Origin of the sequence: Tropicibacter sp. S64 (assembly GCF_049803835.1) — a bacterium.
Lineage (GTDB): Bacteria > Pseudomonadota > Alphaproteobacteria > Rhodobacterales > Rhodobacteraceae > Pacificoceanicola.
Window position 1 is genome coordinate 46206 of sequence record NZ_JBNAGK010000008.1, and the last position, 22098, is coordinate 68303.

Consider the following 22098-nt stretch of genomic DNA (forward strand, 5'->3'; position numbering starts at 1 on the left):
GGTACAGCCACATATGGACACCCCTTCTGGCCCGACCCCGATCGTGCACCGCAGCCCTTAACACCGGATAAAAATCCTCTGCTCTTTGCCGTGCATTTTATCCTTTGCCGCAAATGCAACAAAGGCGCCGCAGGGGCGCCTTTGTCCTGACATCCGTCAGTGTGTCCGCAGGTGGCGGGGCAGATTACATCATGCCGCCCATGCCACCCATGCCGCCCATGTCGGGCATGCCGCCGCCGGCACCTTCCTTCGCGGGCTTGTCGGCCACCATCGCTTCGGTGGTGATCAGCAGGCCGGCCACGGAAGCCGCATCCTCGAGCGCGGTGCGCACGACCTTCGCCGGGTCGATGACGCCGAACTTGAACATGTCGCCGTACTCGTCGGTCTGGGCGTTGTAGCCGAACTTCTGGTCGTCCGACTCGCGCACCTTGCCAGCAACGACGGAGCCGTCGACACCAGCGTTCTCCGCGATCTGACGCAGCGGCGCTTCCAGGGCGCGGCGCACGATGGCGATACCGGCGTTCTGGTCGGCATTCGCGCCTTCGAGGCCTGCCAGCGCCTTCGCACCCTGCACCAGAGCCACGCCACCGCCGACGACGATGCCTTCCTGCACGGCTGCGCGGGTGGCGTTCAGAGCGTCGTCCACGCGGTCCTTGCGCTCTTTCACTTCCACTTCGGTCATGCCGCCGACGCGGATCACGGCAACACCGCCTGCCAGCTTGGCAACGCGTTCCTGCAGCTTCTCACGGTCGTAATCGGAGGTGGTTTCCTCGATCTGGGTGCGAATCTGGGAGACGCGCGCCTGGATCTCGGCCTTGTCACCATGGCCGTCGACGATGGTCGTCTCGTCCTTGGTGATGTTGATTGTCTTGGCGGTGCCCAGCATGTCCATGGTCACGGACTCGAGCTTCATGCCGAGGTCCTCGGAGATCACCTGGCCGCCGGTCAGGATCGCGATGTCCTGCAGCATGGCCTTGCGGCGGTCGCCGAAGCCCGGTGCCTTGACGGCTGCGATCTTGAGACCGCCGCGCAGCTTGTTGACCACGAGGGTCGCCAGTGCTTCGCCTTCGACGTCTTCCGCGATGATCAGCAGCGGCTTTTGCGACTGGATCACCTGCTCGAGCAGCGGGACCATCGGCTGCAGCGAGGAGAGCTTCTTCTCGTGCAGGAGGATCATCGCGTCTTCCAACTCGGCAACCATCTTGTCCGGGTTGGTCACGAAGTAGGGCGACAGGTAGCCACGGTCGAACTGCATGCCTTCGACGACGTCGGTCTCGGTTTCGAGGCCCTTGTTCTCTTCGACGGTGATGACACCCTCGTTGCCGACCTTCTGCATCGCGTCTGCGATCTGACGGCCGATTTCGGCTTCACCGTTGGCGGAGATGGTGCCGACCTGGGCGACTTCGTTGGAATCGCTCACCGGGCGGGCAGCGGCCTTGATCGCTTCGACGACCTTGGAGGTTGCCATGTCGATGCCGCGCTTGAGGTCCATCGGGTTGAGACCCGCGGCAACCTGCTTGAGGCCTTCCTTGACGATGGCCTGGGCCAGAACCGTCGCGGTGGTGGTGCCGTCACCGGCTTCGTCGTTGGTGCGGGAAGCAACTTCCTTCACCATCTGGGCGCCCATGTTCTCGAACTTGTCTTCCAGTTCGATTTCCTTCGCCACGGACACGCCGTCCTTGGTGATGCGCGGTGCGCCGAAGGATTTGTCGAGGACCACGTTGCGGCCTTTCGGGCCGAGGGTCACCTTCACCGCGTCGGCGAGGATGTTCACGCCGCGCAGCATCTTGGTGCGGGCATCGGTGTTGAACTTCACGTCTTTTGCAGACATTTCGTGTTCTCCTGAATGGGGTTAGCTTGGAAGAGTGCGGTCAGCGGCGACGCCGCCGGGACGGTCTCAGGCGATGATGCCGAGGATGTCGCTCTCTTTCATGATCAGCAGCTCTTCGCCGTCGATCGTCACTTCGGTGCCGGACCACTTGCCGAACAGGACCTTGTCGCCTGCCTTCACCGACATTGCGATCAGCTCGCCGCTGTCCTTGCGCGCGCCTTCGCCGCAGGAAACGATCTCGCCCTCGGCGGGCTTTTCCTTTGCGCTGTCGGGGATGATCAGACCACCCTTGGTCTTCTCGTCGCTCTGCACACGGCGGACCAGCACGCGGTCATGAAGCGGTGTGAATGCCATCTTCGAGTCTCCTTGCTCAAAGTTTGTGTCCTTGGCCCCTCTCGTCGGGGCGTTAGCACTCACCTTGGTCGAGTGCTAACGGCGCATAGCTAGGCGTCTGAAACCGGCGAGTCAACAACCCTGTTCGGAAAAAATTTCGGCGCTCCCTCCGCCTTGCCCGGTATATGGGGAACCGGTTTGCGGACTGCAAAGCCCATCGGCCGCCCGCCGCCGATCTTGCGGCCCGCGCGCCGCTCTGCCAGACATCGCGCACCAAGGAATCCGCCATGCCCCATGCTCCCCAAGTCACCCTGCTGGAAATCGCACCAACCGATCCGCGTGCCGTGATCTGCCTGGAACAGTATTACGCCGAGCTGGCCGCCCGCTTCGAGCGCGGCTTCGACGTCTCCCTCTCCGCCGATCCCGAAGCCGCGGACATGATGCCGCCGCGCGGCTGCTTTCTCATCGCGTTGCAGGGCCAAACCCTGCTCGGCTGCGTTGGCCTCAAGGGCACGGACTACGGTTACGCGGAGGTCAAGCGCCTGTGGGTCTCGCCCGAGGCCCGGGGGCTCGGCCTCGCCCGCCGGCTCATGGCCGCCCTCGAATCGCGTGCGATGGAGTTGGGCCACACGCTGCTCCGCCTCGACAGCAATTCCATCCTGACCGAGGCCATCGCCATGTACCGCAAATGGCAATGGGACGAGATTCCGCGCTTCAACGACGATCCCTATCCCGATGTCTTCTTCGAAAAACACCTGACAAGCCCACGCTGACAGGCGGGCGCGCCGGGTTTCGCCTTGACGCCCCGGCGCTCCGGACGCACTGTCAGGTCAGACAAGATGACCTATCCCGCCACGCGATTGCCCGAAACCGCCCCGCCTGACAGCGGGTGATCCGGTTGGCCCGGGCCGAACCCGCGCGGGACAGGATCTGTCGCCTGCACACGCATTTCCCGAGGACCGGCCACACCGATGCCCCTTCAGACTGCCTCTCCGCTGCACAGCGCCCCCGCCCCGTCCGATCCTGACAACATGCGGGGGATCGCCCTGATGGCGCTCGGGTTCTTCTTTTTCGCCGCTGGCGACGTGCAGGCCAAGGTGCTGACCGCGCACCTGCCGGCGCTGCAGATCACCTGGTTCCGCATGGCAGGTCTGTTTCTCGGCGTGATGGTCGCGCTGATCCTGAACCGGGGCCAGGCGCTGCGGACAAAGAACCCGATCCTGCAGATCAGCCGGGGAGTCGCCGCCGCTGGCTCCGCCACGCTCTTCATCATCGCCGTCGGCCACGTTCCCCTGGCCGATGCGGTCGCCGTGTCTTTCGTCGCGCCCTTCATCGTCACCCTGCTCGGGGCGCTGATCCTGCGCGAGCCGGTCGGCATACGCCGCTGGATCGCCGTGGCCATTGGTTTCTGCGGCATGCTCATCGTCATCCGGCCGGGCTTCGGCGTCTTTCACCCGGCGATCCTGCTGGTCGTCCTGGCCGCCAGCCTCTTCGCCCTGCGCCAGATCCTGTCTCGCTGGCTGGCCGGCGGCGACAGCGCCCTGACCACCGTGGCCTATACCTCCATCACCGCCACGGTGGTGCTCACGGCTTTGCTGCCATTTGTCTGGGAGACCCCGCAGGGCTGGCAGATCTGGCTGCCGATCTTCGGCCTCGCCAGTTGCGCCGCGCTCGGGGAAGTCCTCGTGATCCGGGCCCTCGACATCGCGCAGGCGGTGGTACTCGCGCCGTTGCATTACTCGATGATCCTCTGGGGCACCTTCTATGGGTGGCTCGTATTCTCCGACCTGCCGGACCTCTGGACCATCCTGGGCTGTGCGATCATCGTCGCCTCCGGCCTCTACACCCTGCACCGCGAACGCCAGGCTGGCCGCCGCAAACGTCCGTCAGAACCCGCCTGACCAACCGGCCCTTCCCGCTACGCACCCTCGTTCCCGGACGCGTCCTCCAGGCTGTGCGCCCAATCCGCCAGCCCCTTCCGGCCTTCGTCGGTCAGATCATATACGCCGGTCTCCACCTTGCCGAACCAGCCATAGACGTTGCTGCGCATGATCTGTGTCGCTTTCGCCACCCCCGTCGCCTTCGCCACGATCGAGCCCTTCTCGGCCCCCGCATGGGCGAGGTACGCCGCGCAGGCCAGCGCATCCTGCCGATACCCCGTCACGATTCCGTAGCGCGTCGCGCCGCCGTCGTTCGGATCCCCCCGCAGCCGCTCGAACGCCCGCAGGAGGCGCTCCCGCTTCTTCGTGTTCCGCCGAGGCGCGGCTCCGCCCGGATCGCATTGCACCTCGACGAAACCATCCTCGCGCACCGTGATGAACCCGAGGCCGATCCGCCGGCACAGCGCCTTGTTGTCCTTCAACGCCCGCCGCGCCGACGTCCCCACCGGGCGCGGCACCGCGATATAGACCAGATCCGACAGGGTCATCCGCGCCGCCGCCTGATGATAGAGCGACAGCGTGATCCGCAGTTTCAGCTCCACGATCACCGGCTCCTCGTCACCGCGCCGCGCCACGATGTCCGCCGCCCCGACCTCGCCCTTGACCTCGTAGCCCTGCGCCTCAAGATACCCCTTGAGGGGCGCATAAAGGTCGCTTTCCCGCTGCATTGCCGCCCCGCATCTTCGCCACATCCTTGATGGACAATGCCGTTTTACCGAAAGAAGTCCAAGATGCTCCGCCTCGCCCTCGCCTTCCTGACCCTCGCCGCTCCGCTGCACGCCGCCTGCCAGGGCACCGACCTGCGCGGCACACTCACCCCGGACCAGCAGGCCCGCCTCGCTGAGCGTATGGACGGCCGCCCCTACCCGGAGGGCAACCACTGGCTCGCTGAGAAGGATGGCGAAGCACTCCACCTGATCGGCACGATCCACATCGACGACCCGCGCTTCGCCGGTCCCGTCGCCCGTCTCACACCCTTGGTCGAGACCGCCGCCCTGCTGCTGCTCGAATTGCCCGCAGCCGGGCGGAAACAGATGCAAAGCCTCCTCGCCACCGAACCGGGCCTGATGCTGCTGGAAGGTGAAACGCTTCCCGACCTCCTGCCCGAGGACGACTGGCTGCGCCTCGCCGACGCCATGCAGGAGCGCGGCATCCCCGGCTTCATGGCCGCGAAGTTCGAGCCGTGGTACGTCTCCACGATCCTCGGCATGCCGCCCTGCCTCATGGCCTCCATCAAGGATCAGAACGGCATCGACTTCCAGCTCGAAGCCGCCGCAGACGCCGCTGGCGTTCGCACGCGCGGCCTGGAACCCTTCGACGCCGCCATCCGCATCTTCGCGGATACCCCGCGCGAGGACCAGCTGCATTGGCTCGTCGCCGCGATCACCCAACCCGACACCGGCGCCGACATGATCGAAACCCTGATCGCGACCTATGTCGAGGAGGCGCACGCCCTCTCCTGGCTGACCACTCTGGTCATCACGCCGCCTCTCGACGGCATGACGCAAGCCGACATGGACGCCGAACAGGCCGAACTCGAACGCACCCTTCTGGAAGGCCGCAACATCGCCTGGATTCCGGTGATGGAACAGGCCCTTGCGGATACGGACGGCCCGGTCGTCGCCGCCTTCGGCGCAGGTCACCTCTCCGGCGAGAACGGCGTGCTGAACCTGCTGGCGCAACGCGGCTACACACTGACCCGTCAGCCATTCTAGGGCTCACGGGACGGCGGGCGGTGCGATGTTCGCAGAACGAGCGGCGCCCCGCCGCCCGGCTCAGGCCGCCACCAGCCCGCGGCCCTTGAGCAGCGCTTCCACCTCCGGCATCTTTCCCCGGAACTGCATGTACAGATCCGCCGCATCCTCAGATCCACCCTTCGACAGGATGAACCCCTCAAGCCGCTTCGCCATCTCCGGATCGAACGCGCCCCCCGCCTCCTCGAAGGCGGCAAAGGCATCCGCGTCCATCACTTCCGACCACATGTAGCTGTAATACCCGGAGGAATATCCATCCCCGGAAAACACATGCGCGAAATGCGGCGTCGCGTGGCGCATCGTGATCGCATGCGGCATCCCGATGGCTTCCAGCACCTCCGCCTGCTTCTGCATCGGATCGGCGGGCGCCGCGCCGCTGTGGAACTCGAGGTCCACCAGGGCCGAAGCGACGTATTCCACCGTCTGGAACCCCATGTCGAAGGTCGCCGCCTTCAGCACCTTCTCCAGCAGCGCCTCCGGCATCGCCTCCCCGGTCTCTGCATGGGTCGCAAACTCCGAGAGCACCTCCGGCACCTCCAGCCAGTGTTCATACAACTGCGACGGCAATTCGACGAAATCCCGCGCCACGGACGTGCCCGAAACCGAGCCGAACTCCACGTCGGAGAGCATCTGGTGCAGCGCGTGGCCGAATTCGTGGAACAAGGTCCGCGCGTCGTCATAAGACAGCAGCGCCGGTTTCCCCGCCGACGGCTTCGCGAAATTGCATACGTTCACCACGATCGGCGCTTTCTCCACCGGCCGCTTCGCCTGGCTCTGGAACGCCGAGCACCAGGCGCCCGACCGCTTCGACGCCCGCGCGAAATAATCCCCGATGAAGACCGCGACGTGCCGCCCGTCCCGCGTCACCTCCCAGGCCCGGCAATCGGGGTGGTACAAAGACACCTCAAGCGGTGCAAACTCCAGCCCGAACAGCCGGTCCGCGCAGGCAAAGGCCGCCTCGATCATCCTTTCGAGTTGCAAGTAAGGCTTCAATTCCGCCTCGTCGAGATCGTGCAGGGCCTTGCGCCGTTTCTCCGCATAGTAGCGCCAGTCCCAGGGCTCCAAAGGCGCGGGCAACCCGTCCGCCTTCAGCATCGCCTCCATCTGGGCCGCATCGGCCTCCGCCGCCGCCTTTGCCGGTTCCCAGACATCCATCAGCAGGCCCCGCACCGCGTCCGGTGTGCCCGCCATCTCCGTCTCCAGCTTGTAATGCGCAAAGTCCGGATAGCCGAGCAGCGCCGCCCGTTCCTCGCGCAGCTTCAACGTTTCCGCCGCCGCCGCGCGGTTGTCGGTCTCACCGCCGTTCGCGCCTCGCGCCGTCCACGCCCGCCAGGCCTTCTCGCGCAGGGCCCGGTTGGGCGAGAACTGAAGGAACGGCACGATGAGCGAGCGTGACAGGGTCACCACGGGTCCCGGCCTGCCCGCCGCCTCACCGGCGGAACGCGCCGCGTCGATCACGAAGTCCGGCAGCCCGGCCAGATCATCCTCCGACAAATCCATCATCCAACCCGCCTCATCCTTCAGCAGGTTCTGCGTGAACTGCGTTCCCAAGACAGCCAGCCGCGCCTTCACCGCCTTCATCCGCTCCGCCTCGTCGCCGGTCAGCGCTGCGCCCGCCCGCACGAAGCCGCGGTGCGTCAGCATCAGTACCCGCGCCTCTTCGTCCGACAACGCCAGCTCGTCCCGCCGCTCCCAGAGGTCACGCACCCTGCCGAAGAGCGCCGCGTTCGAGTAGATCGCCGAGGTGTGCGCCGAGAGCTTGGGCGAGAACTCCCGCTGCAGCGCTTGCCGCGTGTCATTGCTGTCCGCGCCGGACACGTTGTAGAATGTGCCGAGCACCTTATCGAGCGCCTCGCCCGCCCCTTCCATCGCCTCGATGGTATTGGCAAAGGTCGGCGTGTCCGGGTTCCCGGCGATCGCCTCAATCTCCTCCATATGCGCCGCCAGAGCAACATCCAGCGCCGGGGCGTAATCGGCGTCGGAAATGCGGTCGAACGGGGCAAGGCCAAAAGGTGTATCCCAGTCGGCGAGCAAAGGGTTGGTCATTCGGATCTCCTGTCTGTCATCCGAAAGCTATGTCCCGCACGGGCGACCTTCAACGCGCAAAACATCGGAGGCGGCGACCCGCCTGCGAAAATCTCTTCGGCCCTCGCGACGTTGTGAAGGCACTTTTCAAGCCACGCTTCCCAAAATCGGCGTGCCAGTCCCGCCCTGGAGCCAATCTGTACGAAACTGACCAGGAATCGTACCAAACGATCCGTCACACCGGCAGCGCCACTCTGCCAGGCTGGGGCAATCTGTACGAAACTCGGGACGTTTTGTACCGAAAGAAGGTTGCGAATCCGTTGATGGGCGGGGTTAACGCGGCGAGCGCACCGGATTTGACCCGTCAGGACGTCTCGGCCGTATTGGCGCCGCGCCCGCCGCACACCGGGCAGTCCACCCGCGCTTTCAAACCGATTTTCCGGGTCTCACTCCAGAGCGCGTCATAGATCAGCATGTCGCCCCGCAGAACTTGCCCGGCCCCGCTGATCTGCTTCACCGCCTCCACCGCCATCATGCTCCCGACCACTCCGGGCAGCGGCCCGAGCACGCCGGCGACGGCGCAACTCGGCGCAAGGCCCGGCGCGGGCGCTTCCGGAAAAATACATTGATAACAGGGGCCTGAGACCTGCGGATGAAAGACGGACACCTGCCCCTCCCATTGGCTGAGCGCGCCGGAAACCAGCGGTTTTCCCTGTGCCACGCACGTCCGGTTGACCAGATATCGCGTGTCGAAATTGTCCGTTCCGTCGAGCACGAGATCGTAGTCGGCGATCAAGTCTGCCGCGATCTCTTCGGTCAATCTGCGCTTGTAGGGCCGCACATCCACGAATGGATTTATTGCGAGCATCCGCTCTTGCGCGGAGAAAACCTTTTCTTTTCCTATGCTTGGATCATCATGCACAATCTGCCGCTGCAAGTTTCCACTATCGACGACGTCATCGTCGATCACGCCGATACGCCCCACGCCCCCCGCCGCGAGATAGAGCAGGACAGGAGACCCAAGCCCCCCGGCGCCGACCACCAGGACCTTGGATTCCTTCAGTTTTTTCTGTCCGGGCCCGCCGAGTTCACGCAGGACCACGTGGCGCGCGTAGCGGTCCAGTTCGCCCTCGGCAAAGACGCCTTGCCGTTTTGTCGTCTCCTGCGTTTCGCGGTTACGGGTGATGTCCCGCAACCGTCTGATTCCAAACGCATAGGCAAACCCCAGCGCCAGAAATCCCGCAAGAATCAACCAACCCGCCGCCGACCCGCCCGTCGCCTCGCGCAGAGCATGCCCCGGTGGCAGGACCAGATGTCCAAGCACCACGCCAAGATAAAGTATACCGATCATCACGAGCCGCGCCCGAACCGGCGCACCCATCAAGAGCCCGACACCCCAAAGTCCCGCAATCAAAAGAAAAATCAGAAGCATCAGAGCCGCCCAGTGGAGCCGAACCCACCCCTGCCGCGCGGCGTTTCCGGCAGGGTCTCGGCGGCTTCGAATGCGCCCCGCACCACGGGAGCGACAACCATCTGGGCGATCCGGTCACCATGCGTGATCACAAAAACCTCCTGACCGGTATTCATCAGGATAACGCCCAGGGCGCCTCGATAGTCGGAGTCGATTGTTCCGGGCGAATTCGGCAATGTTATTCCATGCTTGAGCGCAAGACCGGACCGCGGGCGGACCTGGACTTCAAAGCCGTCCGGAATGGCAAGGCGCAGTCCTGTCGGAACCAGAAGCCGCTGCCCCGGAGCAAGCGTGATCACACCGCGATCCGCGAGGTTGGCGCGAAGGTCCGCGCCTGCGGCTCCCGCCGTCGCATAGGCCGGCAACCCCAGAGACCTGTCCGCCCCAGGCTCCCATGCGAACACGATCCTACAGTCCGTCATGTGCTTTCTCTCTGAAAACAGTCAATTCTTTTTCCCACCACGTCAGGAGTTCAGAGCCGAGGTGATCCTGTCGGCCAGCCGTCGCGCCACCTCGGTCTTGCTCATGCGCGTCCATTCCTCGACACCATCGGCTGAAATCAGCACAACGGCATTCTCCGATCCGCCCATGATGCCGGTCGCGGGGCTGACGTCATTGGCCACGATCCAGTCGCAGCCTTTACGGATGCGCTTCGCGGTCGCGTTTGTGATCACATCGTCGGTTTCGGCCGCAAAGCCTATGACAAGACCCGGGCGGCCCTCGGCGAGTTGCGACACTTCGGCAAGAATATCCGGGTTTTCCGCAAACTCCAGAACCGGCAAGGCACCTGCTTTCTTCTTGATCTTGCTTGAACTTTCGGACGCAACCCTCCAATCCGCAACCGCCGCGGCGAAGACGGCCGCGTCCGCGGGCAGCGCTTGGAGGACCGCCTCACGCATGTCCCGCGCGGTTTCAACCTCGATGACCGAGACACCATGAGGCCGCGCCACGTCCGCGGGCCCTGTCACGAAGACCACCTCCGCCCCAAGATCCCGCAGTGCCGCCGCAATCGCCGTGCCCTGTGCCCCGGAGGACCGGTTGGCGATGTAGCGGACAGGGTCGATCGGCTCATGGGTCGGGCCGGATGTGATCACAATACGCCGACCTTTCAGCGGCCCGTCGGAAAAGGCCGCTTCCACGGCCGCGACGATGGCCGCCGGCTCGGCCATGCGCCCCTCGCCGAACTCGCCGCATGCCATCTCGCCGCTGTCCGGTCCGACAACCGACACGCCATCTGCTTGCAAAACCTTGAGATTCCGCCGCGTCGCAGGATGCTCCCACATCCGTACATTCATCGCCGGGGCGATCATCACGGCTGTGTCCGTCGCCATAAGCAAAGTCGACGCCAGATCATTCGCCAGGCCATTGGCCATCTTTCCCATCAAGTCCGCGGTCGCCGGGGCGACCACGACCAGGTCTGCAACACGGCTGAGTTGTATGTGTCCCATCTGCGCTTCGCGGGTGAGGTCGAACAAATCGCTGTGCACCTCTTCTCCGGCCAGCGCCGACACGCTCAGCGGGGTGACGAATTCCTCTGCGGCCCGCGTCATGACCGGCGTCACCGCAGCGCCGCGCGCGCGCAAAAGGCGGATCAATTCCAGACACTTGTACGCGGCGATGCCACCGCCGACGATCAAGAGTACGCGTTTTCCGCTGAGCATGGCTGGCTCCCTGATGGCCTTCGTGGTCCGACCCGGAAAGTGTTAGGGCCTCGGGGAGGAAAACTCAATTGCCGCGCTGTTGAAGGAACGCCTCACACGGGTCGTCGCGTTGCACGGGTTCGGACCAGGCGATCACATCGAACAGACCTTCGGGCGGACCGCTTCCGATTTCCGATTGTCCAAGCGCTGCTATGACAAGATCCGGAGCCGCCCGATGCAGCAGAAACGGAGCGCCCCAGTCTGTACGTGCGTGGCCGTTTCCCGTGATCACAACCACGGGGCCACCTGTTTCCCGGTATGCGCGGAGCGCTGCACGCGCAAGGCTGGCATCCCTGAGCCTTTGGATCTGCACCATGACCGGCAGCATTTCGGCCGGAAGGGCATCGCAGTGGGCAGCCAGCTGCAACGCTTCGCGCTGCTCCTGCTCGTCTTCCGGCAAGTCTTCCGTCAATCCGTATGTGACGGCGTCCGGGCCGAATACCTCCGCCAACGCGCTGCCCATTACGTCACGGGCCACCTCCCGAGGCACATTGGCACCATAAACCGCGGCCGCCGGTGCCGCCGCGAAAATCGGATAATACCAATCGAAGTCGGGCCAGCCACCCGCTTCCCAGTCCAAGGTGGCTTCCAGCTTGGCCATGTCACGACGCACCGACGGAGTCACTTGATCCGCCTGCACATCGGTCAACATCTCGAAGACCAGTGCTGTCGGACCAATCCGTTCAACCCACTCCGCCTGCCGCTGATGGTGCGCCGGGTTATCGTGTTGCTCTCCAAGGAAAATAACATCCCCAGACAGGTCTGCCCAGGCGGGTCCCGCCAAACCTGCAAAAAAGAGAACCGTCAGACACGCCTTCATGCGAGGAAGTGTTGCACCTCGCCGGACTGGGTTTCAAGCGACTTGCGCATCTTGACGAAGGCCGCCGCCTCCAGCTGCCGCACACGCTCCTTGGACAGGCCCAGCTCGTTCCCGAGGCTCTCCAGCGTGCGCGAGTCATCCCGCAGCTTGCGCTCCCGGACGATGAACCGTTCGCGTTCGTTCAGGCCACTCATCGCAACCAGAAGCCATTCGCGCAACTGCTCCCGGTCGTGACGGTTCTCGACCAACTCGTCCGCCTGTGCGCTGTCGTCTTCCAGGGTGTCGATCCACTCGCGTCCCTCGTCCTCGACGGATTGCGTGGCGTTCAGCGAGAAATCGGACCCCGACAGCCGCCCCTCCATCATCTCCACATCCTGCAGGGGAACGCCGATCTCCTTGGAGATCATTTCGCGCATCTGGTGACGGTCCAGGGACTCCCCGGCCGCCGAGGCCTGCCGCTCCAGCTGTGCCTGCACTCTGCGCATGTTGAAAAACAGGGATTTTTGCGACGACGTGGACCCGGTGCGGACCATGGACCAGTTGCGCATCACATAATCCTGGATACTCGCCTTGATCCACCACACCGCATAAGTCGAAAAGCGCACGCCCCGGTCCGGATCGAACTTGTCTGCCGCCTTCATCAGGCCCAAACCGGCCTCCTGGATGAGGTCATTCATCGGAGCGCCGTAGCGGCGGAATTTTGACGCCATCGAAATGGCAAGGCGCATGTAGGCGGTGATCAGACGATGCAACGCCTGCTCGTCCCGGTCATCGCGCCAGGCATAGGCGAGAGCCCGCTCCGTCTCCGCATCGAGAAGTTCCGCTTTCATCGCCCTGCGGGACAACGTCTGGTCGTTCATTCCATCGAGTGCCATTGCTTTCCCTGTCCTTTTTCGCCAGTCTGGCTCTTTTCTCGCGAACGTCTTACGCGTGGGAAACGGTGGCGGATCACTTTGCATGTGACTGCTGCGGCCATCGGACCTGACAAAGGCGGTCTCAGTATCGTGGCAGCAGCCCGGCTCAGGCGGTCCCGTCGCGCGACTTCAGACGACCAACCGATCTGTGCAGGAAAAGTTCCTGCGCCGATGCACATTTTGTCGATGTAGAAGCTAGCGCGTCCAGTCACAGCCGCCAGCAACACGGCGAAAAATTGCTGGCTGCGCCAGAAACCGACGCGAACGTTAACGCTTTTCTAACCAAGGGGAACACAGTGTGAACCGGACGGTGCGGTTGGAGAATCCGGCAATGGTTGCGCATGCCTATACGGTTGCGTTCGAAGGGGTGGAGGCGCGTCCGGTCGAGGTGCAATGCGCGGTGACGCCCGGCCTGCCCGCATTCGCCATCGTCGGACTGCCGGACAAGGCGGTCTCCGAGGCCCGGGACCGGGTCCGGACCGCGCTCTCCTCGATGGCCATCGCGCTGCCTTCCAAACGCATCACGATCAACCTGTCTCCTGCCGACATGCCCAAGGAAGGCTCCCACTTCGACCTGCCGATCGCGCTCGGACTGCTCGCGGCGCTTGACGTCATCCCTTCCGACAGCGTGGCGCAGACCGTCGCCCTCGGGGAGTTGTCACTGGACGGCACATTGATGCCGGTCATCGGCGCCCTGCCCGCCGCAATGTGTGCGGCACAGGAGGACCGGGCCCTGCTCTGCCCTGCCGCATCCGGCGCGGAAGCGGCGTGGGTCGAGGCCTGCAATGTGCTCGGCGCGTCGACCTTGCTCGAGGTGGTGCAACACTTCACGGGTCAGCGCATCATCCCCACCGCCGTGGCTGGCGAGGTTCACGACGACCGCGGCACCCGCGATCTTCGCGACGTCAAGGGGCAGGAACGGGCCAAGCGTGCACTCGAAATCGCCGCTGCGGGGCGCCATCACATGCTGATGGTGGGCACGCCCGGTTCCGGGAAATCCATGCTGGCCAAACGCTTGCCCGGAATCTTGCCGCCGCTGACACCGATCGAGGCGCTGGAGACCTCGATGATCCATTCGCTGGCCGGTCTGCTTGATGAAGGCGGCATCTCCCGCGCCCGCCCCTTCCGCGAACCGCACCACACGGCGTCCATGCCCGCCATCGTCGGCGGTGGACGCAGCGTCCGGCCCGGCGAGATCAGCCTGGCGCACAACGGCGTCCTGTTTCTCGACGAATTCCCGGAATTCGCGCGAAGCACCCTGGAGACGCTCCGGCAGCCGATCGAAACCGGCGAGGTGATGATCGCGCGGGCCAATGCCCACATCCGCTATCCCTGCCGCTTCATGCTCGTGGCCGCCGCCAATCCCTGCCGTTGCGGCTACATGAGCGATCCGGCGCGCGCCTGTGGCCGTGTGCCTGCCTGCGGTGACGACTACCTCGGGCGAATCTCCGGGCCGCTCATGGACCGCTTCGACCTTCGGATCGAGGTCCCTCCCGTGACCTATGCCGACCTGGATCTGCCAGCGTCCGGCGACAGTTCCGCCGTCGTCGCCGCCCGCGTGGCCAGCGCCCGCGCCCGGCAGATTGCCCGGTTCGGAGAACACGGACCGATGCGCACGAATGCGGATGCGGAGGGCAAGGCGCTCGACGAGATGGCGGCTCTGGACAGCGAAAGCTCGGAGCTGATGCAGAAGGCCGCCGCGCGTTTCGGGTTATCGGCACGCGGCTACCACCGGACGCTGCGCGTCGCGCGCACGATTGCGGATCTCGACGAATCCGATGCAATCCGGAGACCGCACCTCGCCGAGGCGCTCAGCTACCGGCTGACAACTGTGAAAGAGGCCTGAACGAAGGCCGCGACCTGCCGCAGGCTGGCCCGCGCCTTTGGCAGCCAGCCATCGAGCAGGTGCCAGACATGGGGCAAACGATGCTCCACCGTGAGCGTAACCGAGGCGCCGGCGGCCCGCAGATGCTCGGCCATACGCAGCGTATCGTCGCGCAGGATCTCCGTGTCCGCACATTGCAGCAGGACCGGCGGGCAATTCGGAAACACGGCGCGGAGCGGAGAACAACGCGGATCGGTCGGATCCTGCCCGGCCAGATAGTACTCCCGAAGCTCCTCGATCCGTTCCGCCGGCAAGAGGGGATCGGCCTCCCGGTTTTCGGACAGGCTGCGGCCGGTCAAGGCAAGGTCTGTCCATGGCGAGAATGCAAAGGCCGCCGCCGGGGGCTCCCCGGCCTGACAGCGATCCGCCAACAGGGCCAGCGCCAGGCCACCGCCTGCGGAATCGCCTGCAAGAACGATGTCCTCCGGTTCGTATCCCAGCGTTCGCAACCGGCTCCATGCTGCCTGCGCATCCTCGAAAGCACCCGGAAACGGCGTCTCCGGCGCGAGCCGGTAGATCGGGGCACAGACTTCGACGCCGGAGAGCCGCGCCATCCGGGCGAGCATGGCCTCATGCGTCCGTGGACTGCCGACAATATACCCCCCGCCGTGAAAATACAGGATCACGCGGCCCGGTTGCGCGGCGCCGGAACTTATCCAGACCAGGCCACCGGGGCGATGACGGACCACGGTATACGGTGTCGGTCGGACCAGACGCGTCGCTCGGCGAAAGGCGCGCCGCGCCACGGGCACGTCGGCAAGCCGTTGCAGTTGCCGTTTGAAGACAAGGCGAAGCGCGACGTCGATCAGCTCCGCCTGCCAACTCACGCCAGCCGCGCCTCGATCGCCTGCCAGATCTTTTCGGCGACATTGATCCCGTCGAACCGCTCCAACTCCTGGATGCCGGTCGGCGAGGTCACGTTGATCTCCGTCAGATAGCGCCCGATCACGTCGATCCCGACGAAAATCTGGCCGTGTTCGCGCAGGGTCGGCCCGATGGCGGCGCAGATTTCGCGATCCCGCGCGGTCAGGGCAATCTTCTCGGGACGGCCACCCACATGCATGTTGGATCGCACCTCCCCTGCCGCCGGAACACGGTTGATCACGCCAACCGGCTCGCCGTCGACGAGGATCACCCGCTTGTCGCCCGCCGTGACATCCGGCAGGTACTTCTGCACGATCAACGGCTCACGGCTGAACCCGGTGAACAGCTCATGCAGAGACGACAGGTTCTTGTCATTCGCATCCAGCCGGAACACCCCGGCCCCGCCGTTGCCGTAGAGCGGCTTCAGAATGACATCGCCATGCTTCGCCTTGAACTCGCGGATGGTCCTCAGGTCGCGGGCGATTGTCGTCGGCGGGGTCAGGTCCGGAAAGTTGAGAACCAGCAGCTTTTCCGGAAAATTCCGCACCCAGAACGGGTCGTTGACCACCAATGTCTGCCCCTTCAGCCGGTCCAGCAGATGGGTCGAGGTTATATAGTGCATGTCGAACGGAGGATCCTGGCGCAGCCAGACCACGTCCACATCCGCGAGGTCTATCTTGACCTCCTCGCCAAGGGTTGCCGGATCGCCGGCCACCCGCTGCACCGTCATCCAATGGCCGCGCGCGGTGATCCGCCCTTCCTCATACGCCAGCTGATCCGGGCCATAGTAGAACAGTTCATGCCCCCGGGCCTGCGCCTCCTCGGCGAGGCGGAATGAACTGTCAGCGTTGATATTAACCCCGGTGATCGGGTCCATTTGAAAGGCGATCTTCATAGTCACTCCCCGGTTGCCCCCAATAGATGGCGCAACGGGCAGGCGGGATCAATGGCGGTTACATCGCCCCGATGGCGTTCTCCAGAACCGAGATTTCACCGTGGCCGTTGACCAGGGCCACGTCGAAGCGCATCTCGGTGAGCAGACCCAGCGGCTGTGTGCCGAGAAATTCCTCTGCGGCGCGCTGCAACCGCTCGATCTGCCGCGCCGTCAGGTGCTGAACCGCGCCGTCGAAGGTCCGGCTGCATTTCACTTCGACAAACACCACGCCCTTGCCGTCCCGGAATATCAGGTCGACCTCACCCGCCTTGCCACGCCAGCGGCGGCGAAGTTCCGGGTATCCACGCCGTGCGTAGTCGCGAGACACGCTGTCTTCCGCGGCTGTCCCGGCCCGATGATTGACCTGCCCACGTGCACGGCGCACCGGCATCCCGGGAATGGTCTGAAAGTCGTCACGCAAGGCAAGGGTCATCTGTGCACCTTTCCGACGTTATCCGTGGCTACTGCCCCGCCAGTTTCATGGCCAGTTGATACACCGGACGCCGTTTGACGCCGAGCTTGGCCGAAACGCTGTCAGCGGCATCGCGTACGGACATGGTCTCCAGTGCTGTTCTTATCTCATCTTCCATTACCGTTTCACTAACAACTGCGGCCTCCCCCTTGCCGATCAGGACAACGATTTCGCCTTTGGCGGGATTTTGTCCATAAAATGCGGCAAGCTCCGACAGAGAACCGCGCCGGACTTCCTCGAATTTCTTGGTCAGTTCGCGGCAGACCGTGGCCTGTCTCTCGGCGCCCAGCACCTCTTCCGCGTCCCGGAGCATGCCATCCAGGCGCTTCGGGGATTCGTAGAACACCAATGTCGCCGGCACCGCGCCGAGTTCGCCGAGCGTGCGCTTTCGCGCACCGGACGCATTGGGCAGGAACCCGGCGAACAGGAAACGGTCCGTCGGCAGCCCGGCCAGCGTCAGCGCCGTGACCATTGCGGAGGGCCCGGGCGCACTCGTCGCCGCCAGCCCGGCCTCCTGCGCCGCCCGCATCAGATCGAAACCCGGGTCCGATATCATCGGCGTTCCGGCCTCCGAGGCATAGGCCACCGACTGGCCAGCCTCGATCGCAGCAAGCAGCCGCGGGCGGGCACGTGCCCCGTTGTGATCGTGGTAGGCGATCAGCGGACGATCGCCCAGAGCGATCCCGTGGATCTCCAGAAGCCGCCGCAGGCTGCGCGTGTCTTCCGCGGCCAGCACCTCCGCCTGCTGCAGAATGTCCAGCGTTCTCAGCGTAATGTCCCGCGCGTTCCCGATCGGAGTCGCGACAAGGTAGAGACCCGGTGCCAATCCACCACTTTTCCCCGCAAACGTCACTGGACCCCTCTCATGGCTGCTTTATAGTTGGTTACAAATCGCGCCGGGTTTCCCTGCCCGCGCAGACAACGAGGGAGCCCTTCAGTCATGTTTGCCTTTTTGACCTCCGCGCGCAAGGCGGTCCGCCCTGCGGCCTTTGCCCTTGCCGCCATTGCGCTGACCGGGTGCGACGCGTCCATGATGCCGTCTCTCGGTGGCGCCAACTCCGGCGGGCCGAAGATCGACCCGAGCAAACCGATCCGGGTTGCCCTCCTGATTCCGAAGTCCGACGCTGGCGCCGGTCCGGTGGCGCAGTCGCTGGAGAATGCGGCGCGGCTGGCCATATCCGAGCTCAACGGAGTCAAGGTCGACCTGCAGGTCTATGACACCGCGGGCAATACCGGCACCGCCGCGGCCCAGGCACAGCGGGCGGTGGACGAGGGCGCGCGGATCATTCTCGGCCCGCTGTTCGGCGAGTCGGCCAATGCCGCCGGGATCGCCGTGGCCGATGAGGGTGTCAATGTCCTGAGTTTCTCGAACAACCCGTCCATCGCTGGGGGCAACGTCTTCATCCTCGGGCCGACCTTCGCGAACACCGCGCAGCGTCTCATGCGGTACGCCAAGGGGCAGGGCAAGAACAGCGTCGTCGTGGTCTACTCCAACGACGTGCCGGGCCAGTTCGGCAAGGTGGCCATCGAGCAGGCCGCCACCTCCGCCGGTATCCGCATCGCCAGCGCCGAAGGCTATTCGCTTTCGCCCGAAGGCGTCGCCGCCTCCGCGCGGGCCGCGGCGGCTTCGGTCAAGCAGAGCGGCGCGGATTCCGTCTTCATCGCGACCGAGGCGACCAACGCCGCCATGCCGATGCTCCTGAACATGCTGCCGGAGAACGGCGCTTCGCCGGCAAGTACCCAGTACATCGGCCTGACCCGCTGGGACGTCCGGCCGGATCTCTATGGTCTGCCGGGAGCCGAGGGCGCCTGGTTCGCCCTGCCGAACCGCGCACAGCAGGAGAGCTTCAACGGTCGCTATTCCGCCGCCTATGGCTCCGCGCCGCATCCGCTGGCCGGGCTTGCCTATGACGGCATCGCCGCCATCGGCGCTCTGGCGTCCCAGGGACGCGGCGACGCGTTGACCGGAAATGCACTCACCCGTTCAACTGGTTTTAACGGTGTGAGTGGTGTATTCCGCCTGATGCCGGATGGCACGAACCAGCGTGGTCTCGCCGTCGCGACGATCCGAAACAAACAGGTGGTGATCCTTGACCCTGCGCCAAACAGCTTCGGCGGCACCGGCTTCTGAAGCCGCTCCCGGGCAGACCGAAGACCGGATGCCGGACGATCTGATCGCGCCGGCATCCTCGATATTCGACCTTCCGGCGTTGCGGGAGAGGCTGTTCGCAGCGCTGCCAGATGGCGCCGACGAAGCCACGGTGCGAAAGCTGACCGTCCGGATTTTGGGCGAAGCCCAGACCGCCGGGCGAGAAATCATTGCGGCGGCATTCGAGAAGGAACCCTTCGGCGCACGCCGCACCACCCGGTCGTACACCTGGGTGACCGATGGCCTGGTGCGGTTGACATTCGAGGTTGCCACGAAGGTTCTGCATCCCCGCCCGAACCCGACGGAGGGCGAGCGCCTCGCGGTGCTGGCCGTCGGAGGCTACGGCCGGGGTGAGATGGCACCGTTCTCCGACGTCGATCTGCTTTTTCTCACACCGTACAAGATCACCCCTTGGGCCGAGAGCGTCATCGAATCGATGCTCTACATCTTCTGGGACCTGAAACTGAAGGTCGGGCATTCCTCGCGCACGGTGAAGGATTGCCTGCGGCTCGGCGCGGAGGATTACACGATCCGGACCGCAATGCTGGAACATCGCTTCCTGATCGGCCATGCGCCGCTGGCGAAGGATCTGAGCCGGCGTTTGTGGAAGGACCTCTTTGCCGGCAGCGAGCGCGATTTCGTCGAGGCCAAGCTGGAAGAGCGGGACGCCCGACACATGAAACAGGGCCAGCGCTACATGGTCGAGCCCAACGTCAAGGAGGGCAAGGGCGGCCTCCGCGACCTGCAATCGCTCTATTGGATCGTCAAATACGTGCATCACGCGGACGACCTGTCCAAGCTCATCGACAAGGGCGTCTTCCTGCCCGACGAATACGAGGCGTTCTGCAAGGCCGAGCGCTTTCTCTGGGCGGTGCGCTGCCATCTCCATCTTGCCGCCGGACGGGCGAACGAGCTTCTGAGCTTCGACACGCAGGTCGAGGTCGCGGCGCGCATGGGATACAATGACCGCGGCGGACGACGGGCGGTCGAATGGTTCATGCAGGACTATTTCCGCCATGCCACGCAGGTGGGCGACACGACGCGTATCCTGCTGACCTCGCTGGAGGCGACGCACACCAAGGGGGCCCCCATCTTCCAGCGCATCTTCAAGCGTGCCCCCAAGGTCAAGGACGGCTACAAGGTCGTGCACAACCGCCTCGCCATCGAGGCGGACAAGACGTTTCTCAAGGACCCGCTGAACCTGCTGCGGGTGTTCGAGGAGGCGCTGCGCACCGGCCTCCTGATCCACCCGGACGCGATGCGGCTGATCAAGGACAATCTTGACCTGATCGACCAGCCGATGCGCGAGAACCGGGAGGCTCAGAAGCTGTTTCTCGACCTGCTGCTCAAGCACGGCAATCCGGAGCGTGCCCTGCGCCGGATGAACGAGCTTGGCGTGCTGGCGGCCTTCATCCCGGAATTCGCGCCCATCGTGGCGATGATGCAGTACAACATGTACCACCATTACACGGTGGACGAACACACCATCCAATGCATCCTGCACCTTTCGGAGATCGAACACGGCAACCTGGTCGAGGAACTGCCCGTCGCCTCGACGATCCTCAAGAGCGGCGTCAACCGCCGGGTGCTCTATGTCGCGCTCCTGCTGCATGACATCGGCAAGGGGCGGGACGAGGATCATTCGATCCTCGGCGCGATCATCGCCCGCAAGGTCGCGCCCCGGCTCGGCCTGTCGAAGAAGGAGTGCGATACCGTCGAATGGCTGGTCCGCCACCACCTGCTGATGTCGGACATGGCGCAGAAACGCGACATCGCCGACCCGCGCACCGTGCGGGATTTTGCCAAGGCGGTGAAGTCGAAGGAGCGGCTGGACCTGCTTTGCGTCCTGACCGTCTGCGACATCCGCGGTGTCGGACCGGGCACCTGGAACAACTGGAAGGCCGCGCTGCTGCGCGCGCTCTATCGCCAGACCAAACGCGCGCTCGAAGGCGGCATGGAGGATCTGAACCGCGAGATGCGCGGGACCGAGGCCAAGCGCATCCTGCGTGAGAAGCTCCCGGGATGGTCCGGCGCCGAGCTCAAGAACGAGACCTCGCGGCATTATCCTCCCTACTGGCAGGGCCTGCACTACACCGCGCATGTGGTCTTCGCGAATCTGCTCAAGGACATTGGCGAGAACGAGATCCGGATCGACATCCATCCCGACGAGGACCGCGACGCGACCCGCGCCTGCTTTGCCCTGCAGGACCATCCCGGCATTTTCTCGCGACTGGCCGGGGCGCTGGCGCTGGCGGGCGCCAACGTGGTCGACGCCCGTACCTTCACGTCGAAGGACGGCTTTGCCACGGCGGCGTTCTGGATTCAGGACCCGGACGGCCATCCCTACGAGGACACCCGCATCCCGCGCCTGCGCGACATGATCCGGAAGACTCTCAAGGGCGAAGTGGTCACGCGCGATGCCATGAAACCGAAGGACAAGGTCAAGAAGCGCGAGAAGGCGTTCAAGGTCCCGACCCACATCACCTTCGACAACGAGGGCTCGGAAATCTTCACGATCATCGAGGTCGACACCCGCGATCGTCCCGGCCTGCTGTTCGACCTGACGCGGACGTTGGCGAACCAGAACATCTACATCGCCTCCGCCGTGATCGCGACCTATGGCGAGCAGGTGGTGGACGCGTTCTATGTCAAGGACATGTTCGGGCTGAAGCTGCATTCCAAGGTCAAGCGCGACCAGATCGAGAAGAAGCTGCGCGAAGCGATCGACCGGGGGTCCGAGCGGGCTCAGGGGTAACCCCGGTGCGCTTGCGCTGCGCTCTCCCGGCGTTTTGCAGGCTGTCCGACCCCGCTCAAGCTCCGGTCCGGCAGAAGATGGTTTGCACTGTCGCCCGGTGCCCCGGCAGACGTCTTGCGGGGGATCGGCGGGTGGCTGGCGCGGGAGAGAGGCGTGCCCCGGTTCCGGACTGGTCCCCTGAACCCTGCGCCAAACCTGCGCAAAACCTGCATTCCGTAGGCATCGGGATTGCGGTAAGCAGGGCACAATCA

Annotated in this window: 19 protein-coding genes; 6 read left to right on the plus strand and 13 right to left on the minus strand. The window is 64.7% G+C overall.

Annotated elements, in window-relative coordinates:
• Positions 1 to 184: 184 nt before the first annotated feature.
• Positions 185 to 1831 carry a chaperonin GroEL gene (gene groL, locus ACP159_RS13685; protein ID WP_425100292.1) on the minus strand — a complete coding sequence of 549 codons (1647 nt, stop codon included), beginning with the start codon at positions 1829 to 1831 and terminating at the stop codon, positions 185 to 187.
• A gap of 66 nt (positions 1832 to 1897) precedes the next feature.
• On the minus strand, positions 1898 to 2185 hold the full coding sequence (locus tag ACP159_RS13690) for a co-chaperone GroES (RefSeq protein ID WP_425100293.1): 288 nt from the start codon (positions 2183 to 2185) through the stop codon (positions 1898 to 1900).
• A 266-nt stretch (positions 2186 to 2451) separates the two neighbouring features.
• Between ACP159_RS13690 and ACP159_RS13695 the strand changes: the two genes are divergently transcribed.
• Together ACP159_RS13695 and ACP159_RS13700 are read left to right on the plus strand one after the other, a co-directional pair.
• The gene (locus tag ACP159_RS13695) at positions 2452 to 2937 is read left to right on the plus strand and encodes a GNAT family N-acetyltransferase (RefSeq protein ID WP_425100294.1); all 486 of its coding nucleotides are present in this window, start codon (positions 2452 to 2454) and stop codon (positions 2935 to 2937) included.
• A gap of 198 nt (positions 2938 to 3135) precedes the next feature.
• A complete protein-coding gene (locus ACP159_RS13700) occupies positions 3136 to 4065 on the plus strand; it encodes a DMT family transporter (RefSeq protein ID WP_425100295.1) in 930 nt (309 codons plus the stop codon).
• Between the two features lie 17 nt (positions 4066 to 4082).
• Here the strand turns inward: ACP159_RS13700 and ACP159_RS13705 are convergent, their stop codons facing one another.
• Positions 4083 to 4772 (minus strand): DUF2161 domain-containing phosphodiesterase, encoded by a 690-nt coding sequence (locus tag ACP159_RS13705; protein WP_425100296.1) that lies wholly within the window; start codon positions 4770 to 4772, stop codon positions 4083 to 4085.
• 63 nt (positions 4773 to 4835) lie between these two features.
• On the opposite strand from ACP159_RS13705, the gene ACP159_RS13710 reads away from it, so the two are divergent.
• On the plus strand, positions 4836 to 5819 hold the full coding sequence (locus tag ACP159_RS13710) for a TraB/GumN family protein (RefSeq protein ID WP_425100297.1): 984 nt from the start codon (positions 4836 to 4838) through the stop codon (positions 5817 to 5819).
• 60 nt (positions 5820 to 5879) lie between these two features.
• Here ACP159_RS13710 and ACP159_RS13715 read toward each other — a convergent pair whose 3' ends face one another.
• The 6 genes from ACP159_RS13715 to ACP159_RS13740 all read right to left on the minus strand — a co-directional run bounded on the left by ACP159_RS13715 (position 5880) and on the right by ACP159_RS13740 (position 12749).
• On the minus strand, positions 5880 to 7904 hold the full coding sequence (locus ACP159_RS13715) for a M3 family metallopeptidase (protein ID WP_425100298.1): 2025 nt from the start codon (positions 7902 to 7904) through the stop codon (positions 5880 to 5882).
• Positions 7905 to 8247: 343 nt separating this feature from the next.
• Complete coding sequence (gene moeB / locus ACP159_RS13720) at positions 8248 to 9315, minus strand: molybdopterin-synthase adenylyltransferase MoeB (RefSeq protein WP_425100299.1); 1068 nt, start codon at positions 9313 to 9315, stop codon at positions 8248 to 8250.
• A complete protein-coding gene (dut, locus tag ACP159_RS13725) occupies positions 9315 to 9776 on the minus strand; it encodes a dUTP diphosphatase (protein WP_425100300.1) in 462 nt (153 codons plus the stop codon). Before dut ends, moeB begins: the two co-directional genes overlap by 1 nt.
• A 42-nt stretch (positions 9777 to 9818) precedes the next feature.
• On the minus strand, positions 9819 to 11015 hold the full coding sequence (coaBC, locus tag ACP159_RS13730) for a bifunctional phosphopantothenoylcysteine decarboxylase/phosphopantothenate--cysteine ligase CoaBC (protein WP_425100301.1): 1197 nt from the start codon (positions 11013 to 11015) through the stop codon (positions 9819 to 9821).
• Positions 11016 to 11079: 64 nt separating this feature from the next.
• The gene (locus ACP159_RS13735) at positions 11080 to 11874 is read right to left on the minus strand and encodes a ChaN family lipoprotein (RefSeq protein WP_425100302.1); all 795 of its coding nucleotides are present in this window, start codon (positions 11872 to 11874) and stop codon (positions 11080 to 11082) included.
• On the minus strand, positions 11871 to 12749 hold the full coding sequence (locus tag ACP159_RS13740) for an RNA polymerase factor sigma-32 (RefSeq protein WP_425100303.1): 879 nt from the start codon (positions 12747 to 12749) through the stop codon (positions 11871 to 11873). Before ACP159_RS13740 ends, ACP159_RS13735 begins: the two co-directional genes overlap by 4 nt.
• 370 nt (positions 12750 to 13119) lie before the next feature.
• Here ACP159_RS13740 and ACP159_RS13745 point away from each other — a divergent pair, with 370 nt between their 5' ends.
• Entirely contained in the window at positions 13120 to 14634 is a 1515-nt protein-coding gene (locus tag ACP159_RS13745; RefSeq protein ID WP_425100304.1) for a YifB family Mg chelatase-like AAA ATPase, read from the plus strand.
• Here ACP159_RS13745 and ACP159_RS13750 read toward each other — a convergent pair.
• From ACP159_RS13750 to rsmI, 4 genes are read right to left on the minus strand one after another with little or no spacing between them, the layout of a single operon-like run.
• Positions 14604 to 15500: an alpha/beta hydrolase gene (locus ACP159_RS13750; RefSeq protein ID WP_425100305.1), complete on the minus strand. Its 897-nt coding sequence runs from the start codon at positions 15498 to 15500 to the stop codon at positions 14604 to 14606. The genes ACP159_RS13745 and ACP159_RS13750 overlap by 31 nt on opposite strands.
• Entirely contained in the window at positions 15497 to 16432 is a 936-nt protein-coding gene (gene gshB, locus ACP159_RS13755; protein WP_425100306.1) for a glutathione synthase, read from the minus strand. The genes ACP159_RS13750 and gshB overlap by 4 nt, the downstream gene beginning before the upstream one ends.
• A 58-nt stretch (positions 16433 to 16490) precedes the next feature.
• Positions 16491 to 16904, minus strand: a complete 414-nt coding sequence (locus tag ACP159_RS13760; RefSeq protein WP_425100307.1) for a YraN family protein — start codon at positions 16902 to 16904, stop codon at positions 16491 to 16493.
• A 28-nt stretch (positions 16905 to 16932) separates the two neighbouring features.
• Positions 16933 to 17769 (minus strand): 16S rRNA (cytidine(1402)-2'-O)-methyltransferase, encoded by an 837-nt coding sequence (rsmI, locus tag ACP159_RS13765; protein ID WP_425100308.1) that lies wholly within the window; start codon positions 17767 to 17769, stop codon positions 16933 to 16935.
• Positions 17770 to 17883: 114 nt separating this feature from the next.
• Here rsmI and ACP159_RS13770 point away from each other — a divergent pair, with 114 nt between their 5' ends.
• Together ACP159_RS13770 and ACP159_RS13775 are read left to right on the plus strand one after the other, a co-directional pair.
• Positions 17884 to 19074, plus strand: coding sequence for a penicillin-binding protein activator (locus tag ACP159_RS13770; RefSeq protein ID WP_425100309.1), 1191 nt, complete (start codon positions 17884 to 17886; stop codon positions 19072 to 19074).
• Complete coding sequence (locus tag ACP159_RS13775) at positions 19034 to 21847, plus strand: [protein-PII] uridylyltransferase (RefSeq protein WP_425100310.1); 2814 nt, start codon at positions 19034 to 19036, stop codon at positions 21845 to 21847. Before ACP159_RS13770 ends, ACP159_RS13775 begins: the two co-directional genes overlap by 41 nt.
• Positions 21848 to 22098: the final 251 nt, after the last annotated feature.

Excerpts from the sequence above, each read along its gene's own strand:
- groL (WP_425100292.1), bottom strand. The coding sequence starts at position 1,831 with ATGTCTGCAAAAGACGTGAAGTTCAACACCGATGCCCGCACCAAGATG.
- ACP159_RS13690 (WP_425100293.1), bottom strand. The coding sequence starts at position 2,185 with ATGGCATTCACACCGCTTCATGACCGCGTGCTGGTCCGCCGTGTGCAG.
- ACP159_RS13695 (WP_425100294.1), top strand. The coding sequence starts at position 2,452 with ATGCCCCATGCTCCCCAAGTCACCCTGCTGGAAATCGCACCAACCGAT.
- ACP159_RS13700 (WP_425100295.1), top strand. The coding sequence starts at position 3,136 with ATGCCCCTTCAGACTGCCTCTCCGCTGCACAGCGCCCCCGCCCCGTCC.
- ACP159_RS13705 (WP_425100296.1), bottom strand. The coding sequence starts at position 4,772 with ATGCAGCGGGAAAGCGACCTTTATGCGCCCCTCAAGGGGTATCTTGAG.
- ACP159_RS13710 (WP_425100297.1), top strand. The coding sequence starts at position 4,836 with ATGCTCCGCCTCGCCCTCGCCTTCCTGACCCTCGCCGCTCCGCTGCAC.
- ACP159_RS13715 (WP_425100298.1), bottom strand. The coding sequence starts at position 7,904 with ATGACCAACCCTTTGCTCGCCGACTGGGATACACCTTTTGGCCTTGCC.
- moeB (WP_425100299.1), bottom strand. The coding sequence starts at position 9,315 with ATGCTTCTGATTTTTCTTTTGATTGCGGGACTTTGGGGTGTCGGGCTC.
- dut (WP_425100300.1), bottom strand. The coding sequence starts at position 9,776 with ATGACGGACTGTAGGATCGTGTTCGCATGGGAGCCTGGGGCGGACAGG.
- coaBC (WP_425100301.1), bottom strand. The coding sequence starts at position 11,015 with ATGCTCAGCGGAAAACGCGTACTCTTGATCGTCGGCGGTGGCATCGCC.
- ACP159_RS13735 (WP_425100302.1), bottom strand. The coding sequence starts at position 11,874 with ATGAAGGCGTGTCTGACGGTTCTCTTTTTTGCAGGTTTGGCGGGACCC.
- ACP159_RS13740 (WP_425100303.1), bottom strand. The coding sequence starts at position 12,749 with ATGGCACTCGATGGAATGAACGACCAGACGTTGTCCCGCAGGGCGATG.
- ACP159_RS13745 (WP_425100304.1), top strand. The coding sequence starts at position 13,120 with ATGGTTGCGCATGCCTATACGGTTGCGTTCGAAGGGGTGGAGGCGCGT.
- gshB (WP_425100306.1), bottom strand. The coding sequence starts at position 16,432 with ATGAAGATCGCCTTTCAAATGGACCCGATCACCGGGGTTAATATCAAC.
- ACP159_RS13760 (WP_425100307.1), bottom strand. The coding sequence starts at position 16,904 with ATGACCCTTGCCTTGCGTGACGACTTTCAGACCATTCCCGGGATGCCG.
- ACP159_RS13770 (WP_425100309.1), top strand. The coding sequence starts at position 17,884 with ATGTTTGCCTTTTTGACCTCCGCGCGCAAGGCGGTCCGCCCTGCGGCC.